This is a genomic window from Ferruginibacter sp., from assembly GCF_049840995.1.
Taxonomy (GTDB): Bacteria; Bacteroidota; Bacteroidia; order Chitinophagales; family Chitinophagaceae; genus Ferruginibacter.
Genome location: NZ_JASGIP010000003.1, coordinates 783559 through 808177, shown reverse-complemented (window position 1 = coordinate 808177; position 24619 = coordinate 783559). Strand labels below are relative to the sequence as shown.

The 24619-nt window shown below is 41.2% G+C and carries 24 protein-coding genes and 1 pseudogene; 4 read left to right on the top strand and 21 right to left on the bottom strand.

What is annotated here, in order from left to right; all coding sequences use genetic code 11:
- Positions 1 to 54 precede the first annotated feature (54 nt).
- The 10 genes and pseudogenes from QM738_RS05170 to QM738_RS05125 all read right to left on the bottom strand — a co-directional run bounded on the left by QM738_RS05170 (position 55) and on the right by QM738_RS05125 (position 10142).
- The gene (locus tag QM738_RS05170; RefSeq protein WP_462276699.1) at positions 55 to 822 is read right to left on the bottom strand and encodes a glycosyltransferase family 2 protein; all 768 of its coding nucleotides are present in this window, start codon (positions 820 to 822) and stop codon (positions 55 to 57) included.
- A 91-nt stretch (positions 823 to 913) separates the two neighbouring features.
- On the bottom strand, positions 914 to 2173 hold the full coding sequence (locus tag QM738_RS05165; protein WP_462275609.1) for an O-antigen ligase family protein: 1260 nt from the start codon (positions 2171 to 2173) through the stop codon (positions 914 to 916).
- Positions 2170 to 3282 (bottom strand): DUF1972 domain-containing protein, encoded by a 1113-nt coding sequence (locus tag QM738_RS05160; RefSeq protein WP_462275608.1) that lies wholly within the window; start codon positions 3280 to 3282, stop codon positions 2170 to 2172. Before QM738_RS05160 ends, QM738_RS05165 begins: the two co-directional genes overlap by 4 nt.
- Positions 3270 to 3797, bottom strand: a pseudogene (locus QM738_RS05155) (glycosyltransferase); the annotation flags it as partial. The pseudogene QM738_RS05155 and the gene QM738_RS05160, both read right to left, overlap by 13 nt.
- A 25-nt stretch (positions 3798 to 3822) precedes the next feature.
- Complete coding sequence (locus QM738_RS05150; RefSeq protein WP_462275607.1) at positions 3823 to 4359, bottom strand: hypothetical protein; 537 nt, start codon at positions 4357 to 4359, stop codon at positions 3823 to 3825.
- Positions 4360 to 4375: 16 nt separating this feature from the next.
- Positions 4376 to 5065: an acyltransferase gene (locus QM738_RS05145; RefSeq protein ID WP_462275606.1), complete on the bottom strand. Its 690-nt coding sequence runs from the start codon at positions 5063 to 5065 to the stop codon at positions 4376 to 4378.
- 3 nt (positions 5066 to 5068) lie between these two features.
- Positions 5069 to 6010 carry a glycosyltransferase family 2 protein gene (locus QM738_RS05140; protein ID WP_462275605.1) on the bottom strand — a complete coding sequence of 314 codons (942 nt, stop codon included), beginning with the start codon at positions 6008 to 6010 and terminating at the stop codon, positions 5069 to 5071.
- The gene (locus tag QM738_RS05135; RefSeq protein ID WP_462275604.1) at positions 6007 to 7656 is read right to left on the bottom strand and encodes a hypothetical protein; all 1650 of its coding nucleotides are present in this window, start codon (positions 7654 to 7656) and stop codon (positions 6007 to 6009) included. Before QM738_RS05135 ends, QM738_RS05140 begins: the two co-directional genes overlap by 4 nt.
- Before the next feature lie 21 nt (positions 7657 to 7677).
- The gene (locus QM738_RS05130; RefSeq protein ID WP_462275603.1) at positions 7678 to 9102 is read right to left on the bottom strand and encodes a lipopolysaccharide biosynthesis protein; all 1425 of its coding nucleotides are present in this window, start codon (positions 9100 to 9102) and stop codon (positions 7678 to 7680) included.
- An 83-nt stretch (positions 9103 to 9185) separates the two neighbouring features.
- Positions 9186 to 10142, bottom strand: coding sequence for a glycosyltransferase family 10 domain-containing protein (locus tag QM738_RS05125; RefSeq protein WP_462275602.1), 957 nt, complete (start codon positions 10140 to 10142; stop codon positions 9186 to 9188).
- Positions 10143 to 10281: 139 nt separating this feature from the next.
- On the opposite strand from QM738_RS05125, the gene QM738_RS05120 reads away from it, so the two are divergent.
- Positions 10282 to 11265, top strand: a complete 984-nt coding sequence (locus QM738_RS05120) for a DUF5777 family beta-barrel protein (RefSeq protein WP_462275601.1) — start codon at positions 10282 to 10284, stop codon at positions 11263 to 11265.
- 113 nt (positions 11266 to 11378) lie between these two features.
- On the opposite strand, the gene QM738_RS05115 is transcribed toward QM738_RS05120, so the two are convergent.
- Complete coding sequence (locus tag QM738_RS05115; protein ID WP_462275600.1) at positions 11379 to 12839, bottom strand: hypothetical protein; 1461 nt, start codon at positions 12837 to 12839, stop codon at positions 11379 to 11381.
- Complete coding sequence (locus QM738_RS05110; RefSeq protein WP_462275599.1) at positions 12832 to 13413, bottom strand: RNA polymerase sigma factor; 582 nt, start codon at positions 13411 to 13413, stop codon at positions 12832 to 12834. The genes QM738_RS05115 and QM738_RS05110 overlap by 8 nt, the downstream gene beginning before the upstream one ends.
- A 313-nt stretch (positions 13414 to 13726) precedes the next feature.
- Between QM738_RS05110 and QM738_RS05105 the strand changes: the two genes are divergently transcribed.
- Entirely contained in the window at positions 13727 to 14446 is a 720-nt protein-coding gene (locus QM738_RS05105) for a murein L,D-transpeptidase catalytic domain family protein (protein WP_462275598.1), read from the top strand.
- 164 nt (positions 14447 to 14610) lie between these two features.
- On the opposite strand, the gene QM738_RS05100 is transcribed toward QM738_RS05105, so the two are convergent.
- Positions 14611 to 15300 (bottom strand): hypothetical protein, encoded by a 690-nt coding sequence (locus QM738_RS05100; RefSeq protein ID WP_462275597.1) that lies wholly within the window; start codon positions 15298 to 15300, stop codon positions 14611 to 14613.
- Between the two features lie 3 nt (positions 15301 to 15303).
- On the bottom strand, positions 15304 to 16788 hold the full coding sequence (gene rpoN, locus QM738_RS05095) for an RNA polymerase factor sigma-54 (protein ID WP_462275596.1): 1485 nt from the start codon (positions 16786 to 16788) through the stop codon (positions 15304 to 15306).
- A 176-nt stretch (positions 16789 to 16964) separates the two neighbouring features.
- Here rpoN and QM738_RS05090 point away from each other — a divergent pair, with 176 nt between their 5' ends.
- Positions 16965 to 17318, top strand: a complete 354-nt coding sequence (locus tag QM738_RS05090; protein ID WP_462275595.1) for a hypothetical protein — start codon at positions 16965 to 16967, stop codon at positions 17316 to 17318.
- A 5-nt stretch (positions 17319 to 17323) separates the two neighbouring features.
- On the opposite strand, the gene QM738_RS05085 is transcribed toward QM738_RS05090, so the two are convergent.
- From QM738_RS05085 to QM738_RS05060, 6 genes are all read right to left on the bottom strand, one after another.
- Entirely contained in the window at positions 17324 to 17971 is a 648-nt protein-coding gene (locus QM738_RS05085) for a DUF1444 domain-containing protein (RefSeq protein WP_462275594.1), read from the bottom strand.
- A gap of 54 nt (positions 17972 to 18025) precedes the next feature.
- Entirely contained in the window at positions 18026 to 19243 is a 1218-nt protein-coding gene (locus QM738_RS05080) for a DegT/DnrJ/EryC1/StrS family aminotransferase (RefSeq protein ID WP_462275593.1), read from the bottom strand.
- Between the two features lie 535 nt (positions 19244 to 19778).
- Positions 19779 to 20984, bottom strand: a complete 1206-nt coding sequence (locus tag QM738_RS05075) for a glycoside hydrolase family 10 protein (RefSeq protein WP_462275592.1) — start codon at positions 20982 to 20984, stop codon at positions 19779 to 19781.
- 14 nt (positions 20985 to 20998) lie between these two features.
- Entirely contained in the window at positions 20999 to 21451 is a 453-nt protein-coding gene (locus QM738_RS05070; protein ID WP_462275591.1) for a MarR family winged helix-turn-helix transcriptional regulator, read from the bottom strand.
- A 3-nt stretch (positions 21452 to 21454) separates the two neighbouring features.
- On the bottom strand, positions 21455 to 22498 hold the full coding sequence (locus QM738_RS05065; protein ID WP_462275590.1) for an AI-2E family transporter: 1044 nt from the start codon (positions 22496 to 22498) through the stop codon (positions 21455 to 21457).
- A 44-nt stretch (positions 22499 to 22542) separates the two neighbouring features.
- Positions 22543 to 23574: a radical SAM/SPASM domain-containing protein gene (locus QM738_RS05060; RefSeq protein ID WP_462275589.1), complete on the bottom strand. Its 1032-nt coding sequence runs from the start codon at positions 23572 to 23574 to the stop codon at positions 22543 to 22545.
- A 68-nt stretch (positions 23575 to 23642) separates the two neighbouring features.
- Between QM738_RS05060 and QM738_RS05055 the strand changes: the two genes are divergently transcribed.
- Positions 23643 to 24422, top strand: a complete 780-nt coding sequence (locus QM738_RS05055) for a hypothetical protein (RefSeq protein WP_462275588.1) — start codon at positions 23643 to 23645, stop codon at positions 24420 to 24422.
- Here the strand turns inward: QM738_RS05055 and QM738_RS05050 are convergent.
- Positions 24360 to 24584: a hypothetical protein gene (locus QM738_RS05050; protein ID WP_462275587.1), complete on the bottom strand. Its 225-nt coding sequence runs from the start codon at positions 24582 to 24584 to the stop codon at positions 24360 to 24362. The two genes, QM738_RS05055 and QM738_RS05050, sit on opposite strands and share 63 nt — an antisense overlap.
- Positions 24585 to 24619: the final 35 nt, after the last annotated feature.

Here is a 24619-nt window from a genome sequence, read left to right as displayed (position 1 = left end):
CAGGTCGAAATACCCCAATGTCTTTAATATGTTATGCGCTGTATTGTTCAAAGCTTAACGGATTTGTTTGTTAGCATACGCTACTCCCGGTATTTCCTGCTGCAGCAGTTCCCGCAGCTTTTGGTATTTTAAATAGGTTTGCTGTGCCGCCAATACGGCAATGATAAATCCTTCACGTCCTTCAATAAAGCCCAACCTTAGTATATAACCATTTATAAAAGCCCACAAGGGATTGATGATGATCTTAAAGCGATATTTCCTGGCACCTGCATCATACATGGACTGCGAAATAACATTGCTGATCTGTTCATTCCTGCGCTGGTATTCTTTTATACTGGCAAATGCGGCATGCATCATATCGCCCTTTAATAATTTTACAGCTGTGCCCTCGGGCATCACGATCCTGTCGTGCGGATTCATGCCACCACAGTTGCCCAGCCTTTTATCGAACAGGCGGAGTTTTTTATCAGGGTACCACAAGCCATGCCTGATCTCCCTGCCGCAAAAAATACTGCAGCGTTTCATGCTGTAGGCTTTAAAAGTAAAATGCTTTTTTTCTTCCAGGATGGAATTGGCAAGTTCTTCTGTTAAAGATTCATCAGCATCCAGCAATAAAACATACGGGTGTTTTGCCAATGCAATGGCTTTATTCTTCTGGCTGATATAACCATCAAATTTTGATTGCTTGACAATGGCGCCCAAAAATTGTGCTATCTCCACCGTGGCATCGTCAGAATAGGAATCCACCACAATAACTTCATCAGCTATTTTTTGAACGGATTGTATACAACGCCTGATATTCTTCTCTTCATTATAGGTAATAACTACTACGGAAAGCTAATCCATTTTAATACTGTTTGCTTAATGGTAAACGATAAAAATTTATATGCGGTTGCCTGTTTTAATTGTTAAATCATGTGTCGCTTTTCAATTTTGCCTTGTTGTTGATAAAGAAAAGAGAAAAGAAAAAACTGTAAAAAAAGACGCCTTTATTCACATCTAATATGTTTTCTGAAAGAGAAACCATGCTGATAATACCTAAAAAGACCAGGAACAAAATATCCTTATTTTGAAATGCTGTTTTGAACCCGCTGTATAAAACAAACAGGAACAGGGCCAGACCGACAATACCCGTTTTAATTAAAAAACTGAGATATTCATTATGCGCATTGAATTCGTTGAGATAAGCAACGAACATTTTTTTATCAAAAAAAAGTTTGCTCAATAATTCTTTTTCCGAGCCACTACCGTACCCGATCACCGGTGAAGCTTTTACCAGCTGCATAATGGCTTCCCATCTTGCAAAGCGGGGCTCAGCATCTTCCACCAGTTGCTGCTCACCACTTAAACTAAGATCTGTTTTTAGATTGCTTATATAACGTTCTTTAAACGAGTCTGTTTTTTCTATGGCAAATAATGTAGCTGCCGAAATAAAAAGGCTACAGGTTAAAAACAACCATCGCTTTTTACCCTTAAAGACAAAAAATGGGAACAACAGGTTGATGATGACCAGGAAAGAAATGAATACAGCACGGGAAGATAGCTGCAGCATACCAACTGCTAAAACGATACAGCAAAAAATATAAATCCATTTGTAGCGCAGCTCTTTATTGGTGAACAAAAGGTACAAAAATGCCAACAGCGAAAAAGTAACATACATCGACAGGTAAGTGGCATGCAGTTTAATGGGCAAGGAAAAGCGATGGTTCATAAACCTTGCGGTGAACAAAGAGCTGTAAGAAAGATGCAGGCTTCTTATCTCAGATAATGCACTTGCAAAAAGATACAGCACGGTGATAGTACAAGTAAAACCAAAAATGCACACCAGGTTCAACCGGTAATTTTCCAGGTTTATATTGCTGATGGCAAATAAAACGGGAATTATAAGAATGGCTGACTGCCGACCGGAAACATTAAAACCTTCGGACCTGCCGCTGCTGTATAAAATACCTAATAAACCTACTATAAAAACAGCCACCAGAGTAAGTACACGGGTGCTGAAAATATTTTTCCAGGAGGGGCTTTCAACATGAATGATGGTATGCAGGCCAAAACATATCAACAGCAATTCGCTGTAAAAAAAATCAAAAGGGAGCGCAATAAGAAAACACAGCAGCAGGTAATAACTGATCCTGTTGGCTGTAGTTTCTTCTATAAAAAGCAGCTTTCTCATTTTTTAGAACGGTTATAGCATTCCATAATAAAATCTTCGTAAAGGTTTACAATATTGGGCCAGTTATACTCTTTATCGATCTTTACAAAATTGTTTTTTACCATCAGGGCGCTTTCTTTATGCCCGTTGCTTTGCAGCACCAGCTTGGTTACATCCTCGGGAGTTTTAAAATAATAGGCATCGCCATTTAAAACGGCACGGTTAAACGGATTGTCATGTGCAACAATGATAGACCCATTGGCCATTGCTTCCAGCAAAGAAGGATTAGTGCCGCCCACACTGTGCCCGTGAAAATACAGCTTACAAAATGCCCGTAGCGTGTTGGTGATATCTGCATCAAAAATGCCACCGAGAAATTGTATGCGTTTATCACCGTGGTATTTCTGGTACATTAATTTGCCATACGAATTATTGTAGTTACCGATCACGATGAATTTTTTTTCTGAATTGCTGGAATGAAAACCGTTCAATATCATATCAATATTGTTTTCGGGTTCCATTCTTGCCATCAGCATGTGATAGTTGGATTTTGAAACGCCGTATTTGGTAAGCACGGCTTCATTCTTATCTTCAAAAATTTCAGCGCCATAAGGGATATACCTGCTTTTGATATAATATTTCTCTTCCACATAAGTTTGTATAACAGTAGAATCAGCAATAAAAAAATGACTGTATTTAATGGCGAGTTTTTCGGCGTACTTTAAAAACTGCTGTACCGGCTTACTGTATTTATCTCTTTTCCATTCCATACCATCCATGTTGGAAATGATGACAGCATTTTTAGGAAATAATTTCCCCCACACCGAACTACTGGTATATCCCAAAAAAAGGATCACATCAAAATGCTGTTTTCTTGCATTACGGATACAATTCAGGTCATATACAAATTGACCTGCAGTACCGATCATACTCTCTGCATCAAAACAATGAATGATCCTTACGCCATTCCATACATCGTGCTGGTAAGGATGATTGTGCGAATTATAAACAGTTACCTGGTGCCCTTTATTCAATAGCCCAACGGCCAGGTACTGGGCCATTTGCTCAAAACCGCCATAAAAATTCGGTATACCGCGGGAGCCTACTATTGCTATATTTAATGATTGCATTGTACGGTTATTTTTTTGTAAGCAGCCAGTGTAGCCGCTGCTGTTTTTTTCCAGGTATAGTTATTAAAAATAGTTTTTGAAAGGGTACTGCTTTCGTTTGCCGCAGCTGCATTTTTTACGGCATTAAAAATGCTTTCGGGGTTTGAAGGATCGCAATAAAAAGCGGCGTCACCAAAATAAGAAGAAGCATAGCCATTGCTGGTGATGATCACCTGGCAACCCATCGCCGCAGCTTCCAGTGATGAGAGGCCACATACCTCGAACCAACTGGGCAATACATGCACTTTTGCAGCAGCATAATGTTGCAGTAATTGCTGCTGCGGTAAAAAATCAATGAACGAAATATTAGTGGATGCGATCTTCCTGCATGCTTCGTAATAATCTTTTTGATTAGGAGCAGCATCACCGATCAATGTAAGACTGTAATCTGTATCACTTAAAGCCTTTATAAGATTGTATTGATTTTTTATGCCTTCGATCCGGGCAACACATAAAACGGTATTCTCTTTTTTTACAGCATTGCTGTCAGCCGCAAAAAGATCAGGATCGAATCCCGTTTTGTATCACAGTAAAAGGCGACTTAACAGCATATTGTTTTACAAGGTCATGGTATTCATCTTTGGATTGTACAAAAATGCCGGCCGCTTTTTTCATTATATACCTGATACTGCTGCGTTGTCCCTTCCACAAATAACTTTTGCTCACCAGTTTATCCTTACGCATCAACCACCGGTAAATGGTCTTTGCGTATTCAATGCTGCCTTTAGGTAATATGCGCAGTAGCTTACCGGCAAACCCTTTGCGCTGTTGCTGATCATAAACAGAATAGTCGATCCAGATGGCCGATACCACAAAAGGCCTATCACATCTTTGAATATGCACCAGTATATCAGCCGGGCGGATGATGTTGAAGAAATGCAGCAGGTCGTATTTTTTATAATCAATCTTTTCGTGGGTGAGCTTAATATCCACTTCTACCTGCAACATCTTAAGCATGCGGGCAGTCTGCAGCACCTGCTGCGTATCGCCACCCGGTACCGAGTGCAATGTTGATCTTGTTATAAAAACTACTTTCATTGTATCTGCATTACTGCTAAAACCTTTGTTTAATTAAAACTGCCGGCACACCTCCATAAATACCATTTGCCTTATACACACCCGATCTCACCAGCGACCCAGCTGCTATCACACATCCATCTTCAATCGTTGCTCCGTCCAGTATAGTTGCCTTGGAACCGATCCAGCAATTATTCCCCACTTTTATACCCTGGTGTGTAACACCCTGCAGCCGTATAGGTATAGTGGCATCACTGTAATTATGATTCTCTGCATGAAAACTGATAAAATTGCCCATGATGGTATCATCGCCAATTTCAATACCACCGGCACAACCAAAAAAATTATCGGCACCCAACCCCACATTATTCCCCACTGTAATGCCTTTGCCCACACATTGCAGGCTGCCGGAACATTCGATCGTAACCTTTTTGCCCAGTGAAACATTATTGCCCAGCACAATACCCTGCGTTGATAAAGCATCGATATAGCATCCATGGTTAATGGTCACCAATCGACCCGCTTTTATTTTCGATCTTGCTTTGATAGTAACACGTCTGCCGATAAATAACATACCGCCACCCTTTACACCACTGAAAAACCCTCTTAACCACATTACCGTTCTTGAAAACAACAGCGACAGCAGGTAAGACACCGGCATAGCATTGTCAATCTCGAAAGAACCGCCTTTTAACCTGGATAATATTTTATTCAGCATCCTGCGCATCTGTTACTTTATTTTATAGATCGCTTTTAGTATTCTTTCAGGAAAAAAAGATAAACCCAGCAACAGGTAACCCTGCATTTTTAAAGGGCAGGTTTTTATCAGTTGCACAATATTGAAACGGGCGCCGGCCTGGTTATAATTATTGAACAGGAATTTTTTGGCCAGCAAAGAATAATAAGCCCCCTTTTTTATAGAGCCGGTGTTTTGCTGCCGGATGATCTTTAATAATTTATCCCCTTTTTCACGACTGATATAACCATTACCAATAGACGCATATTTTATTTTCCTGAACCGGCGGCTCCTCCAGGTGTCGTCAATAGTAACAGATTCCGGGTTGAACCTTACTCTTACCAAAACCTCCGGTATAATGGCCACCCTGCCCAACTGCATTATCTTATGCCATAGTAAATGATCTTCAAAACTGTGTGCATTGATATCGTACATACCTGCTTTAATGGCCGCTTCTTTTTTATACAGAACAGTAACATGCGAAAAAGGACAAACAGATGCCGGCAATTGCCTGATCGATTCATCGTCATAAGCAGCAAAAGGTTGCCGGTATATAAATGCACCATTCATATCCACATAGTCAGCATCACTGCCTACCAGCACATGTGCGGGATGGGATAAGAAAAATTCCAGTTGTTTTTCCAATCGGTCAGGCAGGCAGATATCATCTGCATCAAAACGGGCAATAAGCTCTGCTTTTGCATTCAGCAGGCCGATATTCAATGCCGCAGCAACGCCCTGGTTGGTTTGATGAATGATCCTGATACGCTCATCAGTAAAAGAGTTGATCACTTCCACTGTGTTATCAGCAGAGCCATCATTAATGATCAGTAATTCAAAATCACCAAAGCTTTGCTGCAATACGGAACTGATCGCTTCACCAATATATTTTGCAGCATTATACGCAGGCATCAGTACAGTGATAGTGGGTATCATAGCGGGTGCTCCTCCCGGCGCAGTTCTTTCATATCCAGAAAGAATAATAATTCAAATAAAACAACGATAGAAAATTGTTCAAACCAATATTCGGCAAAGAATGCGCCGCCCAGCACCAGCAACAGCGGCAATCCGAAACTCATTTTACGGGCACGCTTTAAAAAAAAGCCGAAGTATAAAAAAACTAATGAAGCGATGCCCAGCAAACCATATTCTCCCGCCACCTGGTAATACACGGCATCGGGTGTATTGGAAGCTTCATGCTGGCTTTGATCCTTTGAATGATAATAGAGGTACAGGTATAAATGATTATACAGGAAATCGGGATGAATATATTTTAACCTTGCAGGATAAGCACCGGCTGTATTCAGCAAAGTGGCTTTAAAAGCCAGGCGGGAAGCAAAATTAGCAATGCCATCACCGGTTAAAATTTTTGAAGGATGTGTTTTCAAAAAAGCAAACAACTCCTTACCGGCGATCCATTTACCGGGCTTTTTCCAGTCGTACATTTTTTTAAGACTGTCCAGCAAAACGGTATCATAAGAAATTGCAATAAAATTGCTGTAGCGGTTTATCTTTTCAACAATACCTACACTTTCATGAAACTGGAAAAAGCCGCTGTCTTTTGGTTTAACACCGGGAATAACAACTGGTTTTACAATTGCAGCCGGTGCTATTGTGGGTGCAGCCGCAGTAACACCCAGCCTGATCGCACTCATACTGTCAATATAATTCTGTGCATACTTCAGCTTTCTTTGATCAAAAGAAAGCACACTGTCCGGTTCTTTCTTTAATACACTTAAAGGAATTACTTTTTCAGGGGGAAGGTCGTAAGGCTTATCAATAAGATGGTAAAAGATGCGGCCCACATGCTCATTATTCTGTGGCGAAATTTTTGCCATGAATAACACCAGCATTGCCAAACAAATGAGGATACAACTTTTCTGCAGCTTATTACTGTAAAAAATAAATGCGAATACCAGTACGGCAATTAAAATAAGGTTGGTAAAATTGCTGGCGATCAACAATAGCGCCGCCATGCTCACCAGGCAAAGCAGGAATTGCCTGCGGTATAAAAAATACAACATGCCGAAAGCAGCAATAACAGCCGTGGTGACCGGGGCATCAAAACTGATACCGCTGATAAAATCGCCGGTGCTGATATAATATTTCTGATTCAGGCCTTTATAAGTGTAAGGATTGATCGAGCCTGTTTCGAACATAATGCCGGCAAAATTGAAAAAGATAACAACAGCATGCAGTAAAAAGAACAGGCTGACCGTTGTGTGTAGCTTTTCAGGAGCTTCGTTCTTAACAATAGTATACAACAGGTATGCAATTACAGCGCTCATGGCCCAGAAGGTAACACCCAGGGCTGCTGTGGCAAGATAAGCCGTAGAAATGCTTTTGTATTGTAATGCAACGTTGATAATACCAATGCCGATCATGCTGAAATAAAACCAGCAATAACGCTGCTGCAGCATATTTTTCAGGCTGATATCTTTACGGTTGAGTACGATACCAATAATGACAGCCACTACTTTTATCACCAGCTTTACATTCAGCACCAGTATTAAAAAGACCAGCAGGAGCCAGTGCACCTGCCGGGCTTTTTCTTTTAGTGTATGTATCAACGGTAGTTTCATGTGTTTTCTTTGTATAAAAATTTACACCCATTCTCTTACCAGCTTCCAGTCGTTTTTCTTTACCTGCCGGGTAACAACAAGCAGCAAAAGGTACAAGGCCACTGCTGCCAGTAATTTCATCACGAGTGGTATATGGAGGTATTCCACGGCAAAACCACTTGCAAGAGCAATACCGAGGCAAACAGCTACAGACAGCCAGCTCTCTTTTATTTTTATCAATATGGAGGAGCGCAGGTAAACCAGGTATTCAATTGTGGTGGCGACAAGGTAAACGGTGGCGGCGCCTTTAGCATTCAATAAGGGTATCATCAACAGGTCTCCCGCCACGATCACGATACCGGTGATCACGGTTATCTTTAAAATTCTTTTAAGATGATTCTGCGCAAACTGTATGGTCCATAAAAGATTGATCATGTACTGGAAGGGAATGCATAAAGACAATAACAGGAAAGTGATTTTATTGACCGCACCATATTTATAACCGGTCAGCACATCTGCAACCGGACCCCATATTACATTTAACATCAGCGGCAGCAGTGTGGCAGCGATCATGGCATAACGGATAAAAAAACCCAGCTCTCTTTTCTTTTCGGTAAGCGATGTTTCAGTATGGTTGCTGAAATAGCGGGAAAAGCGACTGAGTAAGATCGGTCCTAATATCAGCATCGGCAGCGGGCACAATTCAAAAACTTTATAAGCAAAACTATATTCTGCAGTAACAACGCTGCTGCACCAGATGCCCAGCAATATCCAGTCGAAACGGGCGATCAACGCATTTAAAAAAACCACACCGATCTGTGGCAAAGACTCCTGCAGCAATAAAAAATAATCTTTGCTCGACCAGCTCGTTTTTACGGCAACCTTCAAGCGGAACTGAACAATATAAAAGCACACCAGCAGTTCTGCCAACGCCGAAACAATGTAAATAATAATTACCTGCTGAATATCGATGCTGTTAAAAAGAACAATGATCAAAAGCCATACAGCCCTGATCACATTTGCAACAGAAGACATGATGGCCAACGGGCGAAAAAATTCCTGGCCATTGGCCAGTTGCTTAAATGGCGAAGTAAAAAAACTGGTAAGCTGGCTGATGGCCAGCAATAATAAAAGATTGTGTTGCTGAAAAAATGCAGGAAAGATGATATGCGCAATTAAAAGTGCTGCATAAAAAAATACGCCGCCAAAAATACTGTGCCATAGGAACAGGCTGAGCATTTTTGAAGGGTCATCGCCTGCAGCAACTTTTCTTACTACAATTTGCTCCAGGCGCAGGCTGAGCACCGCAGTAACAAAAGCCATTACCGCCAGCGACCAGTTAAACTCGCCATAAACAGGCTTGCTTAAAAACCTTGATGTAAGTAGAAATATCAATAGCCCCAGCCCCTGGTTAAAAATAACCTGCAGGCTGCTGGCGGATACATCATCTAAGAATTTTTTTCTCATGTAAAATTATTACATCGTATTCAGCATTTTGATACTAATACAATCGCAATAATTATACGGGGGGATGCCTCGGGATTATTTTTTTATTGCTTCAGCGGCAACATTTTACGGAGTTGTTTGATAAAGCTGTCAGGTACTGGTTTCAGCTGCACCATTTGCCTTTGGGAAGGCTGTGTTTGCCTTAAAATACCAGCGGCACCTGCAAGGGGTTGATAGCGGTTCAGCACCAGTTCCCTCGCTTCCTGCAATGCGCCCAACCGCTCCTGCCAGTCATTTTTTTCAATGGCATCTTTTATTTTTTTTATCGCAGCAGGAACATCTTCAATATCAATACGGATGAAAGATCGGGAAGGAAAAAATTGATCAATATTCTTACAGCCATAATATAACGGCACTGTATAAGCAAGGAAACAATCATGGATCTTTTCAGTAAAATAATAAGGCGCAGCCGTATTCTCCATAGCAATGCTGAAACGGTAAGGTAACAAGCCGTCTATTTTATCGGCAATATAATGAGTGCCCTTGCCAAAAAAATCGATCTGCGGCAACGCACTCTTCAGTTCATTAATAAAATTCAGGCGCAGGCGGTGCCCCTTTAATTTGGCAAGATCAGAAGCGATACAGGATAACATGCGTTCCTTCTCCGGTACAGCTAAAGCAGACAAAGCAGCATGATCCTGCTGCAAATACCAGCCCATAAAACCATGCGACACAATGGTATTGGAAGAAGCACCAACAGGAGAAAATACTTTGGCATATTGATCCAGCCGTTTAAACATCCAGGGATGTTCACTGTAAATACCCGGCTCCATCATAAAAGCAAGTACATTTTCCGGGAAACAACGGGTATTTATTTTTTGCGAAGGATTGTTCAGCACCAGTATACCATCGCATTCGGGTAAGCTGTTAGTGGTAAATGCAAATTCATCCCAGTAAGCAAACTGCTCATCACTATGCTGTGCAAATTTTTTAAGCCAGGAGAATAATGCGGCGCCCTGCTCAAAAGAAGCGCTAACCTGAATGATCTTTTTATTCTCCATGCTGGTATTATTTTAAAAGATACCAGCGCAAATGTAGGGTTTTAAATTATTGGCGTAAAGCGCAGCATCCCGCAAAGCAACATTACTGGCAACCATTCTATTATTTACTGCGATAAGTAATTAAATCAAATTACACTATATGCAAAAATTTTTCCTTTTAGTTTCCATACTGGCTGCTAACAGTTTGTTTGCACAGGAAGATACCGCAGTATCAAAACTGATGAACTCGATGGATGAAAAGCCACCCACAGGAACACCTACAAAAGTTTTTTATTCTCAGAAATTAATAAATGCCAACACGGTAGAAGTATTACACAAAGGCATACTGGAATTTAAAGTGGTGCACAATTTTGGAGATGCATCCGGGTCGAATGGAGGTATCAGAACTTTTTTTGGACTGGATGGCGCCACCGATGTAAAGATCGCATTCCAGGCGGGTTTGACAGATAAGCTGAATGTATTCTTGTCAAGAACAAAGGGCGGCGGTAACGTTACACAGTTAATAGAGACCGGTATCAAATACCAGTTCTTAAAACAGATGGACAATGATCCCAAACATCCTATCTCATTAACATTGTTTGCCAACATGGTGGTATCCACAGCTAAATCAGATACCAATACCAGTGCTGCACAATTAAAAATAAAAGAAAATCATTTTGAGAATTTTTCTGACAGGCTAAGCCAGGTGGTGCAATTAATGATCGCAAGAAAATTCGGAAAGATCAGCCTGCAATTAAATCCTACTTATGTACATACTAATTATGTAGTGACCAACGATCAGAAAAGTATGTTTGCATTGGGCGGAGGGGTACGTTTACCGGTAACAAAGAAATTTGTATTGGTGGCGGATTATTTTCATGCCTTCCGTAGCAAAGCATCCGAAGCAGCATTAAAAAAACAGTACGCAGGATTATATGATGCCAGTCGTTACGATGTGTTCGGCATAGGCGTTGAAATTGTTACACCCGGCCACATGTTCCACCTGAACTTTACCAACAGCACCAATATTTTAGAGAACAGGTTCATACCACGCACTTTCACTACATGGGGTAAGGGTCAGTATCGTTGGGGCTTTACCATTGCAAGAAATTTCGTATTGTTCAGGGATAAAAAGAAGAAATAATAACAAACAATAGTCTCCTCTCTTGTCATGCTTTAATAAGAAAAGGGCTTCTTTAATTAGAAGCCCTTTGTTTTATTGAGAAAACCTATAGGGATTGTCTTTAAAAGATCAGGTCATTTTCTCTTGGCAAATGGCCTTACCGAAGCAGTGAATAATAAACCGGTACTGTTCAGTTTGATCTTGCCGGCGCCTACACCGCCCAACGGTAACTTAAGATAAGGTTCAGCAGTAATAGAAATAAAATTGTTGAGCTTGTATTGATACCCTGCAGATAAAGTAAGCACAGAAAAATAATGCTTATTCTCATTATCTACGCTGTGATAATAACTGTAGGTTTGCCCACCTGCATAAACGTATTGGTATTCATAATCTTCTTTTTTCATAAAGAAAGATGAAAGACCGATACCAGCCAGCCAATTGTGCTTGCCAGATTGCAGGAAGTTATAATAAACACTAACAGGAACTTCCATAACGTTGCAATCAGCCTTGATGTTTACAAGACTTGACGGGTACGCATAGTCGAATTTGTACTGCGATGGTTTAGCTTCGTATATTTTTTTGGAAACATAAACGCCCGAAGCCACAGTAAAGTGTTTATTGATGGCATAACTTAAGCCAGCACCATATACCGGTTTTACTTTTCCGGCATTGGCCAGGCTAACATAACTCATATCGGCGCCGGCAGAAAGTGTGATGGCAAATTTATCACCAAATTTCTTGTCGTTTTTCTTCTCTGCTGCTTTATCACCGGTCTTATTTTTTTCCGTTACATTCTTTTCAGTTTCTTTCTTTACTGCAACTGTTTTATCCGCAGAATCTTTTACAATAGTTGCTACAACATCATCTTTTTTAATGTTCTTGTCATCAACAGGGTTGGTATTATTCCCGGTATTGTTGTCAACAACATCATCTGCACCGGTGGCAGCAGGCGCTTTGGTGGCAACAGATGTTTTACCACCATTGTTCAAAGGCTGTTTATCATTATTGATTACATTGTCTTTATCTTCTTCACTGTCTGTGGCAACACCTGGTTTCTTTATTTTAATGGCGACACGCCCTTTCTGTTGGTGTTTTCTTGCTTTGCTGGTTGCATAGGCAACATCCTTATCGCCAGCTACAGCGGCCATATTGTTGCTGTTGTCTTTCTGTACAGGTTGCAAGTTATTGTTGCCTGTTCCTGTTGCAGATGGTGATGGCTGTGTTGCAGCCGCAGTTGATTGCTGGCCGGGCATGGTTTTATCAACCGCATCAGTATTTGTTGTGGCAGGGTTGTTATTGCTATTGTTGTTTACGGGACCATTGCTTGCACCGGCAGTATTTTCTTTGCTGTTATCAGCACTGCCTGCAGTGATAACAGGGCTTTTGTTTCCGCCCCGGTTTTGAATAACAAAAAATACAGCACTTCCCACCAATAAAAATAACAGCAAAAAGATAAGAGGCTTTTTCCTGTCTTTCTTTTGCGGAAGGTGTTTATCAAGCAATACTTCCATCTTTCCCCACGCTGTATCATCGTAGGGAGGATGGTGCTGGCCGGCTGCATCCCTAATCAACTTATCTATTTCTTCATCAGGCATTTTGCGCTATTGATATTTTATTTTGATTGTACAATATTTTCTGCAACTGTTTCCTCGCTTTAGCAAGGTTCGATTTGGATGTACCCACCGAAATGCCCAGTTGCGTGGCGATCTCCTCATGACTAAAGCCCTCTACTATAAAAAGATTCAGCACAGTACGATATGCAGGTGAAAGATCCTGTATAAAGCCTATGATCTCATCATACGATATTTTATCAAACGCAGTTTCCGTTTCCACCGGTAAATGTACCACGGCAGTTTCCAACTCCACCACGTTCTTGTGCTTATTATTTTTCCGGAAATGATCAATGGCAGTGTAAACCATTATCTTACGCAGCCAGCCTTTAAAGGAACTTACTACATCAGTATAGGCAGGCTTAAAATGGTGGATCTCTTTAAAAACCTTCAAAAAACCATCGTTCAAAATTTCAGAAGCATCTTCGTCGCGGCTGGTATAGCGGTCACATATAGACATAGCATAACCATAGAAAGAGTTGTACAATTTTTTCTGGCTCTCTCTTTGGTTAAGGGCGCATCCCCTTATCTGAAGGTTTAATTCGTCGGCAGTTAACAAAAACTGTTTTTTAGAGATTAATATATACCAATCGTGGTAATTACCCTTTTGGTTGCCTGGATAAAAGGTAAATTTTTTTCGTTCAATAAGCAAGTAATTGTAGCAAATAAGCCCGTTTGGCCGTCATACTACACCTATATCGTAACTATTATAACCCTTTGTAAGTAAACCTTCTACGTACATTTACGGTATATTGATATGCCAAATAATTAAATTTATCGAGTTATCAACAGCCACACAATAAAAAGGCTTTATTGAGCGATTTATAAGTGTGATTTTATAAATCTGGTATCCAACTGAAAACCCAATTAGAATGAGATTAATCCGTAACGCGTTTGCGATTTTGCCTGCATTATTGCTTATGGCAAATGTTTCTTCTCCTCTTGCTGGAAATAATAATATCGTTAAACAACTGCATGCCGGCGTGGCCAAAACAGTTGCACTGATAGACCATTATGCAGACTGGAACTTAACAGCCATCGGTTTATCAAAAGAAGCATTCGATTATGCCTTTAAAGGGTATAATTATTTAAAAGAGAAGAACCTGCTCAACAACAGTGAAGTATTGACCATTGTTGATTACAGTAAACCTTCCTCACAAAAAAGATTGTACGTGCTGGATATGAACACCGGCGAACTGTTATTCAATTCACTGGTGGCGCATGGCCGCAATTCGGGACTGGAATATGCCAATGATTTTTCCAATGCAGAAGAATCGCATAAAACAAGTTTAGGATTTTTTATCACAATGAGTACCTACAATGGCAACAATGGTTATTCATTAAGGTTACAGGGCTGCGAAAAAGGTATTAACGACAATGCACTGGAAAGAGCCATCGTAATGCACGGCGCAGCGTATGTGAATGAAAATTTTGTAAACAGCAATGGTTACCTCGGCAGAAGTTATGGATGCCCTGCAGTACCGGAAAATCTGAATAAAAAAATAATTGAGACAATAAAAAATGGTAGTTGTATGTTTTTATATCACCCAACAAAAAAGTACACCGCCGTTTCTAAAATACTGAACAGTTAGCTTTTTTTCATTCTACAGTTTAAAAGTTTTATTGTTAGGCACAACAGGAGAAAGATACCCTACCGCATGGTGGGGATTCTTTTTTGTGCGTGCCTCGAAATTTTATTTCGAGATATGGCCCGAAATAAAATTTCGGGAAACACCCGAAAAGAATTTTCGGGAAACTACAACACAAATATCCCCGCGGCCACCTGGCAAACCAATCCCCAGAATAAACCCCAGTAAATTTCTTTAGGAGAATGATCGCTTACAATTAAACGGGACGTACAAACGATCCCTGCGATCAATACGGCAATGCACAAAGGCCATGTCATCAGCATGGTATTGTACAGCATAATAATAAGGAATATACCCACCAGGCCACCCATGCCCATGGCGTGCATGCTGATCTTAAAATAAATATTCGATAATAAACCTACTACAGTAGTTAAAAAAACACCGGTCATAAAAGAAGGCATTATTAAAGCAAGCTGTGGTGTTGATTTAAAGAAAACCCAGGCAGCCCAAAAATAAAATATCATGCTGGAGAGATAAGGGCCGATCCTGTCCTGCCGGCTATGCAGCATAACAGATTTGATAAACCCAAGACCTTTCATCAGCAAAATGGCAAAGGCCGGAAAAAATACCGTGTTCAATACCGTGGTAAAAACAATGCGGTATTTTTCATAAGTAGTTAAACCAGCAAAATAAGAGGGATGCACAAAGGCTAAAAAAGCCACCACATAAGTTGGAACGAATAAAGGATGGAAAACATAAGAAAAAAAATGCGCCAATACGCTCACCGCTAAAGGGAAATGCTTTTGAACCGGTTGTTCTTCAACCGGTAGATCTGTATTCAGTACTTTGTACTCCATACTTTATAATTCTTTTCTTAAACGGGCAACCGGTATATTCAGTTGCTCCCTGTACTTGGCAACAGTGCGCCGTGCAATATTATAACCTTTTTCCTGTAAAAGTTCAGTAAGGCGCTCATCACTTAAAGGATGTTTCTTACTTTCTTCGCCAATAAGGTCGCTCAGTATCTTTTTAACCTCCCTGGTACTTACTTCTTCGCCGCTTTCAGTTTGCAAACTCTCACTAAAGAAGAATTTAAGGCGGTAAGTACCAAATTCGGTTTGTACAAATTTACTGTTGGCCACACGGCTTACGGTGGAGATATCAAGATTAGTAGCTTCTGCAATGTATTTCAATATCATGGGGCGTAATTCTGTTTCATCGCCGGTGATGAAGAATTCACGTTGGTAATTCATGATGGCTTCCATGGTATTTAGCAACGTATTTTGCCTTTGCTTAATGGCATCAATAAACCATTTAGCGGCATCTATCTTTTGTTTAATAAAGAAAACAGCTTCTTTCTGGCGTTTATCTTTCTTACTGCCGCGTTCATAATCTTTCAGCATATCGCGGTATCCTTCGCTGATGCGGAGGTCGGGCGCATTCTTGCTATTAAGTGAAAGTTCCAGCTTGCCATTATTGTTCACAATAAAAAAATCGGGTATCACATAGCTTTCGCCTTTGTTAGTATCACCAATATTGCCCGCCGGTTTAGGATTTAATTTAATGATCTGCTTAATGATCTCCTTCAGCTGATCATCATTGATATTCAAACCCCGTTGAATTTTTTCATAATGCTTCTTTGTAAACTCATCAAAATACTTTTCCAGTACTTTCATGGCCATTTCCACATGCTTGCCTTCATCCAGCTTTCTTTCTAATTGCAATAGCAAACATTCCTGCAGGTTACGGGCGCAAATACCCGGCGGATCGAACTGCTGTATCTGCAGCACTAATTGGCCTATCTCTTCTTCGGTGGTATTGATATTCTGGCGAAAGGCCAGGTCATCAACAATAGAGGAAATATCCCTTCTTAAATAACCATCATCATCCAGGTTGCCAATGATCTGTTCTGCAATTTTCTGTTGATGATCATCCAGGTTCAGTTGGCCCAGTTGCTCCAGCATCAGCTCATTAAAACCTACTTCAACCTTATGTGGTATCACTTTGCCGTCATCCACTTCGGGATAATTATCATCCCTTAATTTATAATCGCCCACTTCATCATCGCCCTCGCTCACATATTCACTGATGTCTAAATTATCGTAATCATCTTCGCTGCCATCTGCTTCAAAATCATCCTCGCTGTCTTTAAATTCATCATTCGTTTCATCATATTCATCTTTATGATCCTCCTCTGCCTGCTCCAGTGCCGGATTTTCCTCTATCTCTTCTTTGATGCGTTCTTCTAAAATAGCAGTGGGCACCTGCAGCAATTTCATTAGCTGAATTTGCTGGGGCGATAGTTTCTGCAATTGCTTTTGATATAGTCCCTGGCTTAATGACATATGGTTTATCGAAGCACCCTTGCGGGCTAGGTTTAGTTTAAACAATCGGCCGTACACCTGTCCACCACCTCAAAACTTTAACAGCCATTACAGCGTATATTGCTGTAATTGGTTGTAAATTTAATGACAAACTTGCTTTTAAAATGAATGAAAAAGCTAAAATTTTATTTTTTTGCATGATTTTTGTGGTGAAAGGCGCTTTTGCGCAAAAAAGCACGACAATTTCCCTTACGCCTGACCGTCAATATTTAACTGTAATTCAATTAGATACACCACATTTTTGCAATTTATCGCTGGTAAAAAAAGGCGGAAAATATTTTTTAGGATTTCCACAAAAAAAGCCCCAGGTTGAGCAAAAAGCCGCCATTCCGGTAATTACCAGTAATTTTTATACACAAAACTTTGGATTTTTTTGCAGGAAGGAATTGCAGCTGGAAAAGGCCACCAAACTGCCCTTTAAATTCCGCCTGGGATCGGTACAGCAATGCGATTGGATGGAAGGAAAGCCGAATGCAACGGCTCCTTATTGAACCAGTTAATCAACCAGTTTTTCGGCCACACTCCAGATATCGCCTTCCATTTTATACAGGTACTTAGACAGTTGTTTTCCGAAACTGTAATAATGCTGCTTCACAAAATTCCTGATCTCGTCGATGGCCGGTAAGTTATCTTTTGTGGTAAAAAGAATCACATCTCTTGCAGGAACTGCGATGTATAAACTGTTTTGCAATTGCTCCTGGAAATTCAGCCACATGCCCTCAAATAATACCAGGGTAGCTTCGTAACTGCCGCCACAAACAATCATGTTCATGCCCTTTTCTGAAGAACGTATCTCGGGCTTTTTTTCATTTTCATAGAAGTAGATAAGATTTTCCTTTGCAACCTGGTGCAGGTTATCTAACCGTAAGCTGTCGGTAAGATCCGAAGGCATTACCTGTGTGAACAGCATGCCCATATCAAAACCATAAAATAAAAAACAATCCGGTAATACTCTTTTAAAGATGATCTCCATTTTTTGTTCTTTACCATCAGGCAAATTCATATAAGAGGCGCCGATCACAGGAGCGTCGTCTTCTATTTTAAAAACATCATTGATGTCAACATCAATACCTCCAGAATACTTTAAATAAGGAAAAATAATACTGGCGCTTTTTTCTGGTAACGGAGTTTCGGGCTGCAACACTTTGGATTTTTTTTATCGTGGTGGTTAAATAATTTTTTTAAATCCAGGTAAGGTTTAAATCGATACGGAATGTTTTGCCAGTATCTTTTTTACGGCAGCCACCATTTTTTCGCCTTTTTCTTTCAGCTGCTCTTCCGTCCAGCTTAAATTGATGAGGGTAGAAATATTGCGGCCGATAATAGCATCGCTGGCGCTGAAATCTTTATTGGCGTGATGGATCACTTTTTCTTTCAGCTCCGGGCTTAACGCATTCAGCGTAACGGAATTTTTAAGATGATCCCATTTGCGGATATAATGCCAGTTGTTGTTATAATAATAAAAATTACCGGCAAGGATGCCCTGTTCTTTCATTTCGTTCACTACTGCATTGGTAATGGCAGCAGTGGGCAGGCTCCAACTTAAAAAAGTACAGCTGTCACCTGCTTCATCCGGTATCCTTCTAAAGCTGATCTCGGGAACCGTGGCCAGTATATTTTTTAAAGCGGCATGGTTCTTTTTCTGAATGCCGATGAACTCATCCATTCTTTTGATCTGTGCCAAACCTACGGCAGCATGCAATTCGCTGATCCTGTAATTATAGCCGATAAAAGGATGCGTTTCCGCGCCACGGTCGTTACCGATATGGTCGTGTCCATGATCGCTGTAACCATCGCTTTTGATATAGATATCTTCATTATTCGTGATCACAGCACCGCCTTCGGCACAGGTGACTGTTTTTACAAAATCAAAACTAAAAGTACCGGCATCACCGATGGTCCCTAATTTTTTTCCTTTATAAGAACCGCCAAAAGCCTGGCAGGCATCTTCCAGTAAAAACAAACCATGCTCTTTACAGATGGCCTGTAATGCATCCAGGTCGGCCATAGCGCCGCACATATGTACGGGCATGATCACTTTTGTTTGCGGCGTAATAGCATTGCGTACAGCTGCAGGGTCAAGGGTAAGGGTATCATCAATATCCACCAGTACCGGCACGGCACCCACGCTTAATACCGATTCAAAACTGGCCACGAATGTAAATGCAGGCATGATCACTTCATCGCCATAGCCCACGCCCAGGGCACTGAGCGCTGTAGTTAATGCGGCAGTACCACTGCTCACCAGTTGCGCATATTTGCTGCCCAGGCGGTTACAGATCTCCTGCTCCAGCTCTTTGGCTTTCCAGATCCCTTTACGGGGACCATCAAAATTATAACGCATCAGGATGCCTGTTTCCAGCACATCATTTACATGTTTGCGTTCCGCATCGCTCCATAATTCAAAGCCGGGCATAAAATAGAATTGAGAGTGAAAAAATGAATAATTGATAAGGGCATTTCCGGCGCCCTTCAATTACCCGGCAAAGGTAAACAATATGACGAAAAATTTATCCCAATCGTTGTATCCCCGGCATAAATCAGGCGATGTTTAACATTTGTGTAGATCGCTGTTTTATGGCCCCAAACGAATATTATTTGTAACGTAATCAATGATAAACGTTATGCCTCACCAAACGTTCCTACGGAACGAAAAATGGCCTAACCATTTTTCCACCCACGAAATGTTCCTCCGGAACAAAAACCCTCTCCCACAAAACCTTTGCTACCAACGAGGTGTTCCTACGGAACAAAATAGGATTGTTCCGACGACATATCCTCATTGAAATGAATCTCCCGGATCAACGTAATACTCCTCTGTTCCGTAGGAACACTTCATGGGTAGACCTAAAAAACAGGGATGGTTACAGCGTTCCGTAGGAACGCATCGTGTGTTAAACGTTCAAATGAATAAAAAATACCGCACACAAAATCCTACATCAAATGATGCATCACGGCATCGCAGGTGTTTTAGCCGGCACGGCAAAATAATGGAGGCGCAGGCTATCGCTCCAGCCATTGGGGTTTTTATCAAAGCTCTTGCTGCTGAAAAAGATCATGCCCTGCACATTGGGTGTATTTCGGATGGCTTCTATCTGCCGGGGCAATTGCGTTTTATCCCTCCAGTTGGCATTGCTGTTGGCCCTGTAAATACCCAGGCCGATATAGCAATTCTTACCATAACAATGGGTGCTCCACCAGTTCAGGATAGGTTCAAAAGGCGCCAGCTTATGTTCAAACTCCCAGTATATCTGCGGCGTTACATAATCTATCCAGCCATTCTTCAGCCACAATACAATATCCGCATACAGGTCGTCGTAATTGGTTTGGCCGGCCTTGGTATTGCTGCCGTCAGGATCTTTATCAATATTGCGCCATACACCAAAGGGACTGATACCAAACTGGCATTTCGGGTTCTCGGCTTTAATGGCACGGCTGATCATCACAATAATAGAGTCGGTATTGCTCCTTCTCCAGTCATCCTTATTCATACCGTTGCCGTATACACGATATTTTTCATCATCCGGAAATTCTTTGCCTGCAATGCGGTATGGATAAAAATAATCATCAAAATGAATCGCATCCACCGCATAGCGGCTCACCACATCTTTTACAATATTGGTAACATATTGCTGCACTTCTTTATTACCGGGATCGAAATATTTTTTATCGCCGTAGGTTAAAAACCATTCGGGGTGCAGGCGGGTGATATGGGTAGGGGAAATAGAAGAACTGTTGATATTGAATACCGCCCTGTAAGGATTCATCCAGGCATGAAACTCCATGCCGCGTTTATGCGTTTCTTCCAGCATAAAAGCCAATGGATCGTAATAAGGCACGGGAGGCTGACCTTGTTTACCAGTCAACCATTCACTCCAGGGTTCGTAAGGAGAGGGATAAAAAGCATCAGCAGCCGGGCGCACCTGTACGATCATGGCATTCATGCCATTGGCCTTGTGCATATCCAGCAGGCGGATGAATTCGGCCTTTTGTGCGTCGGAACTGAGGTTTTTTTGCGAAGGCCAGTCGATATTATCAACCGAAGCCACCCATACACCCCGAAACTCGGGCTTGGAGGCAACAGAATCCTGTGCAGTTGCAACTTGAAAGAAAAAACTGAAGACAACAGTTAAAAAAACAAGCAATAAAGATCTCATTACGGGGAGTTGAATTATTTAGAGTCGCGGATCTTGTCCAGTAATTTATTCAAAGTTTTAGCCTCGCTTTCGGTAAGATTGCTCAGCACAGCATCCATATCATCCTGGTGGCCATCCAGTTTGGCCAGCAGCTTTTTACCTTTTTCGGTAATGGATACATCCACCAGGCGTTTATCCACTTTTGAAATAACTTTTTTTACCAGCCCTTTTAATACCAGGCGGTCAACAATACGGCTGGTATCGCTCATTTTATCGAGCATGCGTTGCCGTATCTGCAAGGTGGAAAGCGGCTGCCCCGCACCGCGGAGAATGCGGAGAATGTTGAACTGTTGTGAAGTAAGGCCATGCGTTTCAAACAGGTTCTTGATCTGTTCGTTCATCCAGTTAAAAGTGTAGATGATATTGATGCCGGCTTTCTGGTATTCGTTCCGGAACTTCGATTGGTTAATGTCTTCCTGTATACCCATAAATTAATCTTTAGGTGAAGGCGCAGCTTCGGGCGGCCTGCTGCTGCCAAATTCGTTTATATAGATCTTTACCAAAATGATAAAGTAACTGATGAGCAAAGGTCCGAAAATTACGCCCCAAAACCCAAATAAACCTATACCAACAATTACCCCAAAAATAGTAACTAATGGATGTACATCCATTAACCTTTTAAGAATGGTAAGCCGGGCGGCATAATCTGCATTGGTAATGACCACTACTGCGTAAATAAGCAGGCCCAGCGCGGGCCCCGCCTTACCGGTTGAGTACAGGTACAGGGTAAGCGGCACCCATATTACCGCGGTGCCCACCACCGGCACCATCGAGAAAATGCCGGTTAAAAACCCCCACAAACCCCAATCTTTTACGCCAAAAATGGCGTAGCCAATGGCAGCCAGTATACCCTGTATAATGGCCAGCACCGGAATACCGATGGCATTGGCCTTAATGATATTCTTTGTTTCGGTGCTCAGTAGCTCCACATTCTCTGCTTTTAAAGGAATAAAGCGGTCCAGGAATTTTTCCACCTGGCGGCCATTTTTTAAAAGAAAATATAAAAGAAAGAACATGATGGCAAAATTGCTGAGGATACCGGCCGAACTGTTGAGCAGGCTCGGTATGATAGTAGCGGCCTTTTTCTGAAAAGCAGCCAGGTTCTCATCGGTGAGTAACTGGATGCCTGTTTTTTCAAATATTTTTTGCCCTACGATCTTGGCATCCATCATCAGTTCCATGGGGTTGGAAAGGATACCGGCCACTTTATCAGTCAGCAGGTTGATGGAAAAATATACCGGTAAAGCGATCACCACCAGGCTGGCAATAATAAAAAGCAGTGAAGTAGCGGTTTTATTCCATCGTTTGATGATGGTGAGCCGGTAATAACTCTCTCTTAATAAAATATACAATGTAATAGCGCCTAAAAAGCCCGGTAAAAAAACATACAGCTGGTTGAGCAATAGAATAGCCAACAGGATAATGATCAGCAGTAAAATGATTTGTCGGAGGCGGTTATTAAAAGTACTGGGCATAAGTAAAAATACAAATTAGCGCAAAAGAATTGGCTAAATATTCGTTAGTCTTTCCATACCGAAGCGCCCTCGCTGCAGTTGGCGCAGATATCAATGTTCTTGCGGCTCTTCATCAATTCTGTGCGAAACTGTTTGTAATTATCATTGTGCCAGATCTCTTTAAAAGACTGGTGCTTTAAATTACCTAAGCGGTGCATCGCATCTTTATCAAAACAACAGGGCACCACCAGCCCATCCCAGGTTATTACGTTGGCGTGCTGCAGTTTCCAGCAGCGGTTGGCTAATTTATTTTTGGCAGTGTAGGTGCCATCTGCATTCTTTTTATAACGGCTGAATTTATCGGTAGTGGGAATAAGATTGTTGGGGTCGGTCTCGTAATCGTATACCTGCGCCGTTTTAAAACGCACTTCATCCACGCCCACTTCCTTTGCCAGTTTTTTAATTTCTTCCACCTGGTGTTCATTAGGCTTTACCACTAAAAACTGGAAGAACACAAAGGGTGTTTTACTCTTTAATTCTTTCTTCCATTTTACAATGTTCTTTGCACCTTCAATTACTTTATCAAGATTGCCGCCCACACGGTATTGCTTATAAACATCCTGCGTGGTACCGTCGATAGAAATGATCAGGCGATCCAAACCGCTTTCAACCGTGCGCCTGGCATTTTCATCGGTAAGATAATGGGCATTGGTGCTGGTGGCCGTATAAATGCCTTTGGAAGAAGCATATTGCACCATCTCTAAAAAATCAGGATTTAAATAGGGTTCGCCCTGGAAATAAAAGATGAGGTATAATAATTCTTTATAGATATCATCGATGGTTTCCCTGAAAAAATCTTTTTTAAGCATGCCGGTGGGCCGGGTAAATTGTCTAAGACCACTGGGGCATTCGGGGCAGCGCAGGTTGCAGCTGGTGGTGGGCTCAAATGAAATAGAGACAGGATAACCCCATTGCACCGGTTTGTTTAACAGCCTGCTTGCATAAAAACTGCTGAGTACTTTAATGCCATTAAAAAAACGCCGTGGGGTAAGCTTGCTTAATAAATTGGTACTATCATTCCAGTTGAACTGCGGCATATTGCAAAGGTAGTTTATAATTGCAGGATGAATGATTTGTTTTTACTTTAGCGTATAAAAATTTCGTTATGAGCAAATGCCTGTTGTTTGTCATTTTATGCTTTATTTTAAACCAGTTGAATGCGCAGGAAAAAGTATTACCTGCCGAAGCAAAACCATTTGTATTAAAAGGATATGAAATGCTGGATTATGTTACCGGCGACCTGAATGCAGATGGAAAAGCAGATGCCATATTAATTTTGAAAGTAACAGGGGAAGATACTGCAACAGAAGATGTAAAAAGACCCATGTTTTTATTGATACGCAAACCCGATGGTAAACTTAAATTGGAAAAAAGAAATGACAGCGCCATTATGTGCAGGAGTTGCGGTGGTGTATTTGGCGATCCTTATGAAGGACTATCAATCGAAAATAATGGTTTTTCAATTGATTTTTATGGCGGCAGCAACTGGCGCTGGTACTACCATTATTATTTTACCTACAAACCGGCAACTAAAAACTGGATGCTGGTTAAAGAAGAAAACGGAAGTTTTCAGTCCACTGATCCGGAAAAAGATACAGAAGATGCAACCATTGATGCAACAGAACTGGGGGATGTAACATTCGAAAAATTTAACAGCTCACCCGAGTATGTAGAAGCAGAATGGAAAGTAACGGCTGCTAAAACATTTTTTTATAATAATCCAAAATTGGGCAGCAAGCCCCGCAAAGGTTATCTTTTAAAAGGCGATATAGCTTCGCAGATAAGGGAATTGCAAAATTTTGTACAGGTAAGTTTTAAAAGTTCAAACGACAAATACATACATGGCTATATCCTTAAAAAAGACCTGGTTAAAGTAACGAAGTGATCCGATGCTATAATCTTCTCCAAAAGAAGCTTCGGTAGTGGCTGCTTTTGCCAGTATGGGTTTAAAGCAAAGCGTATTATTTATAAACTTTTCGTAGTTATTAAAGATCACATTCAGCGCAATAAAATTCATCACATAGCTCCTGGTCTCAGCTACTATCATTCCAGTTGAACTGCGGCATGCTGCAAAGGCACGTT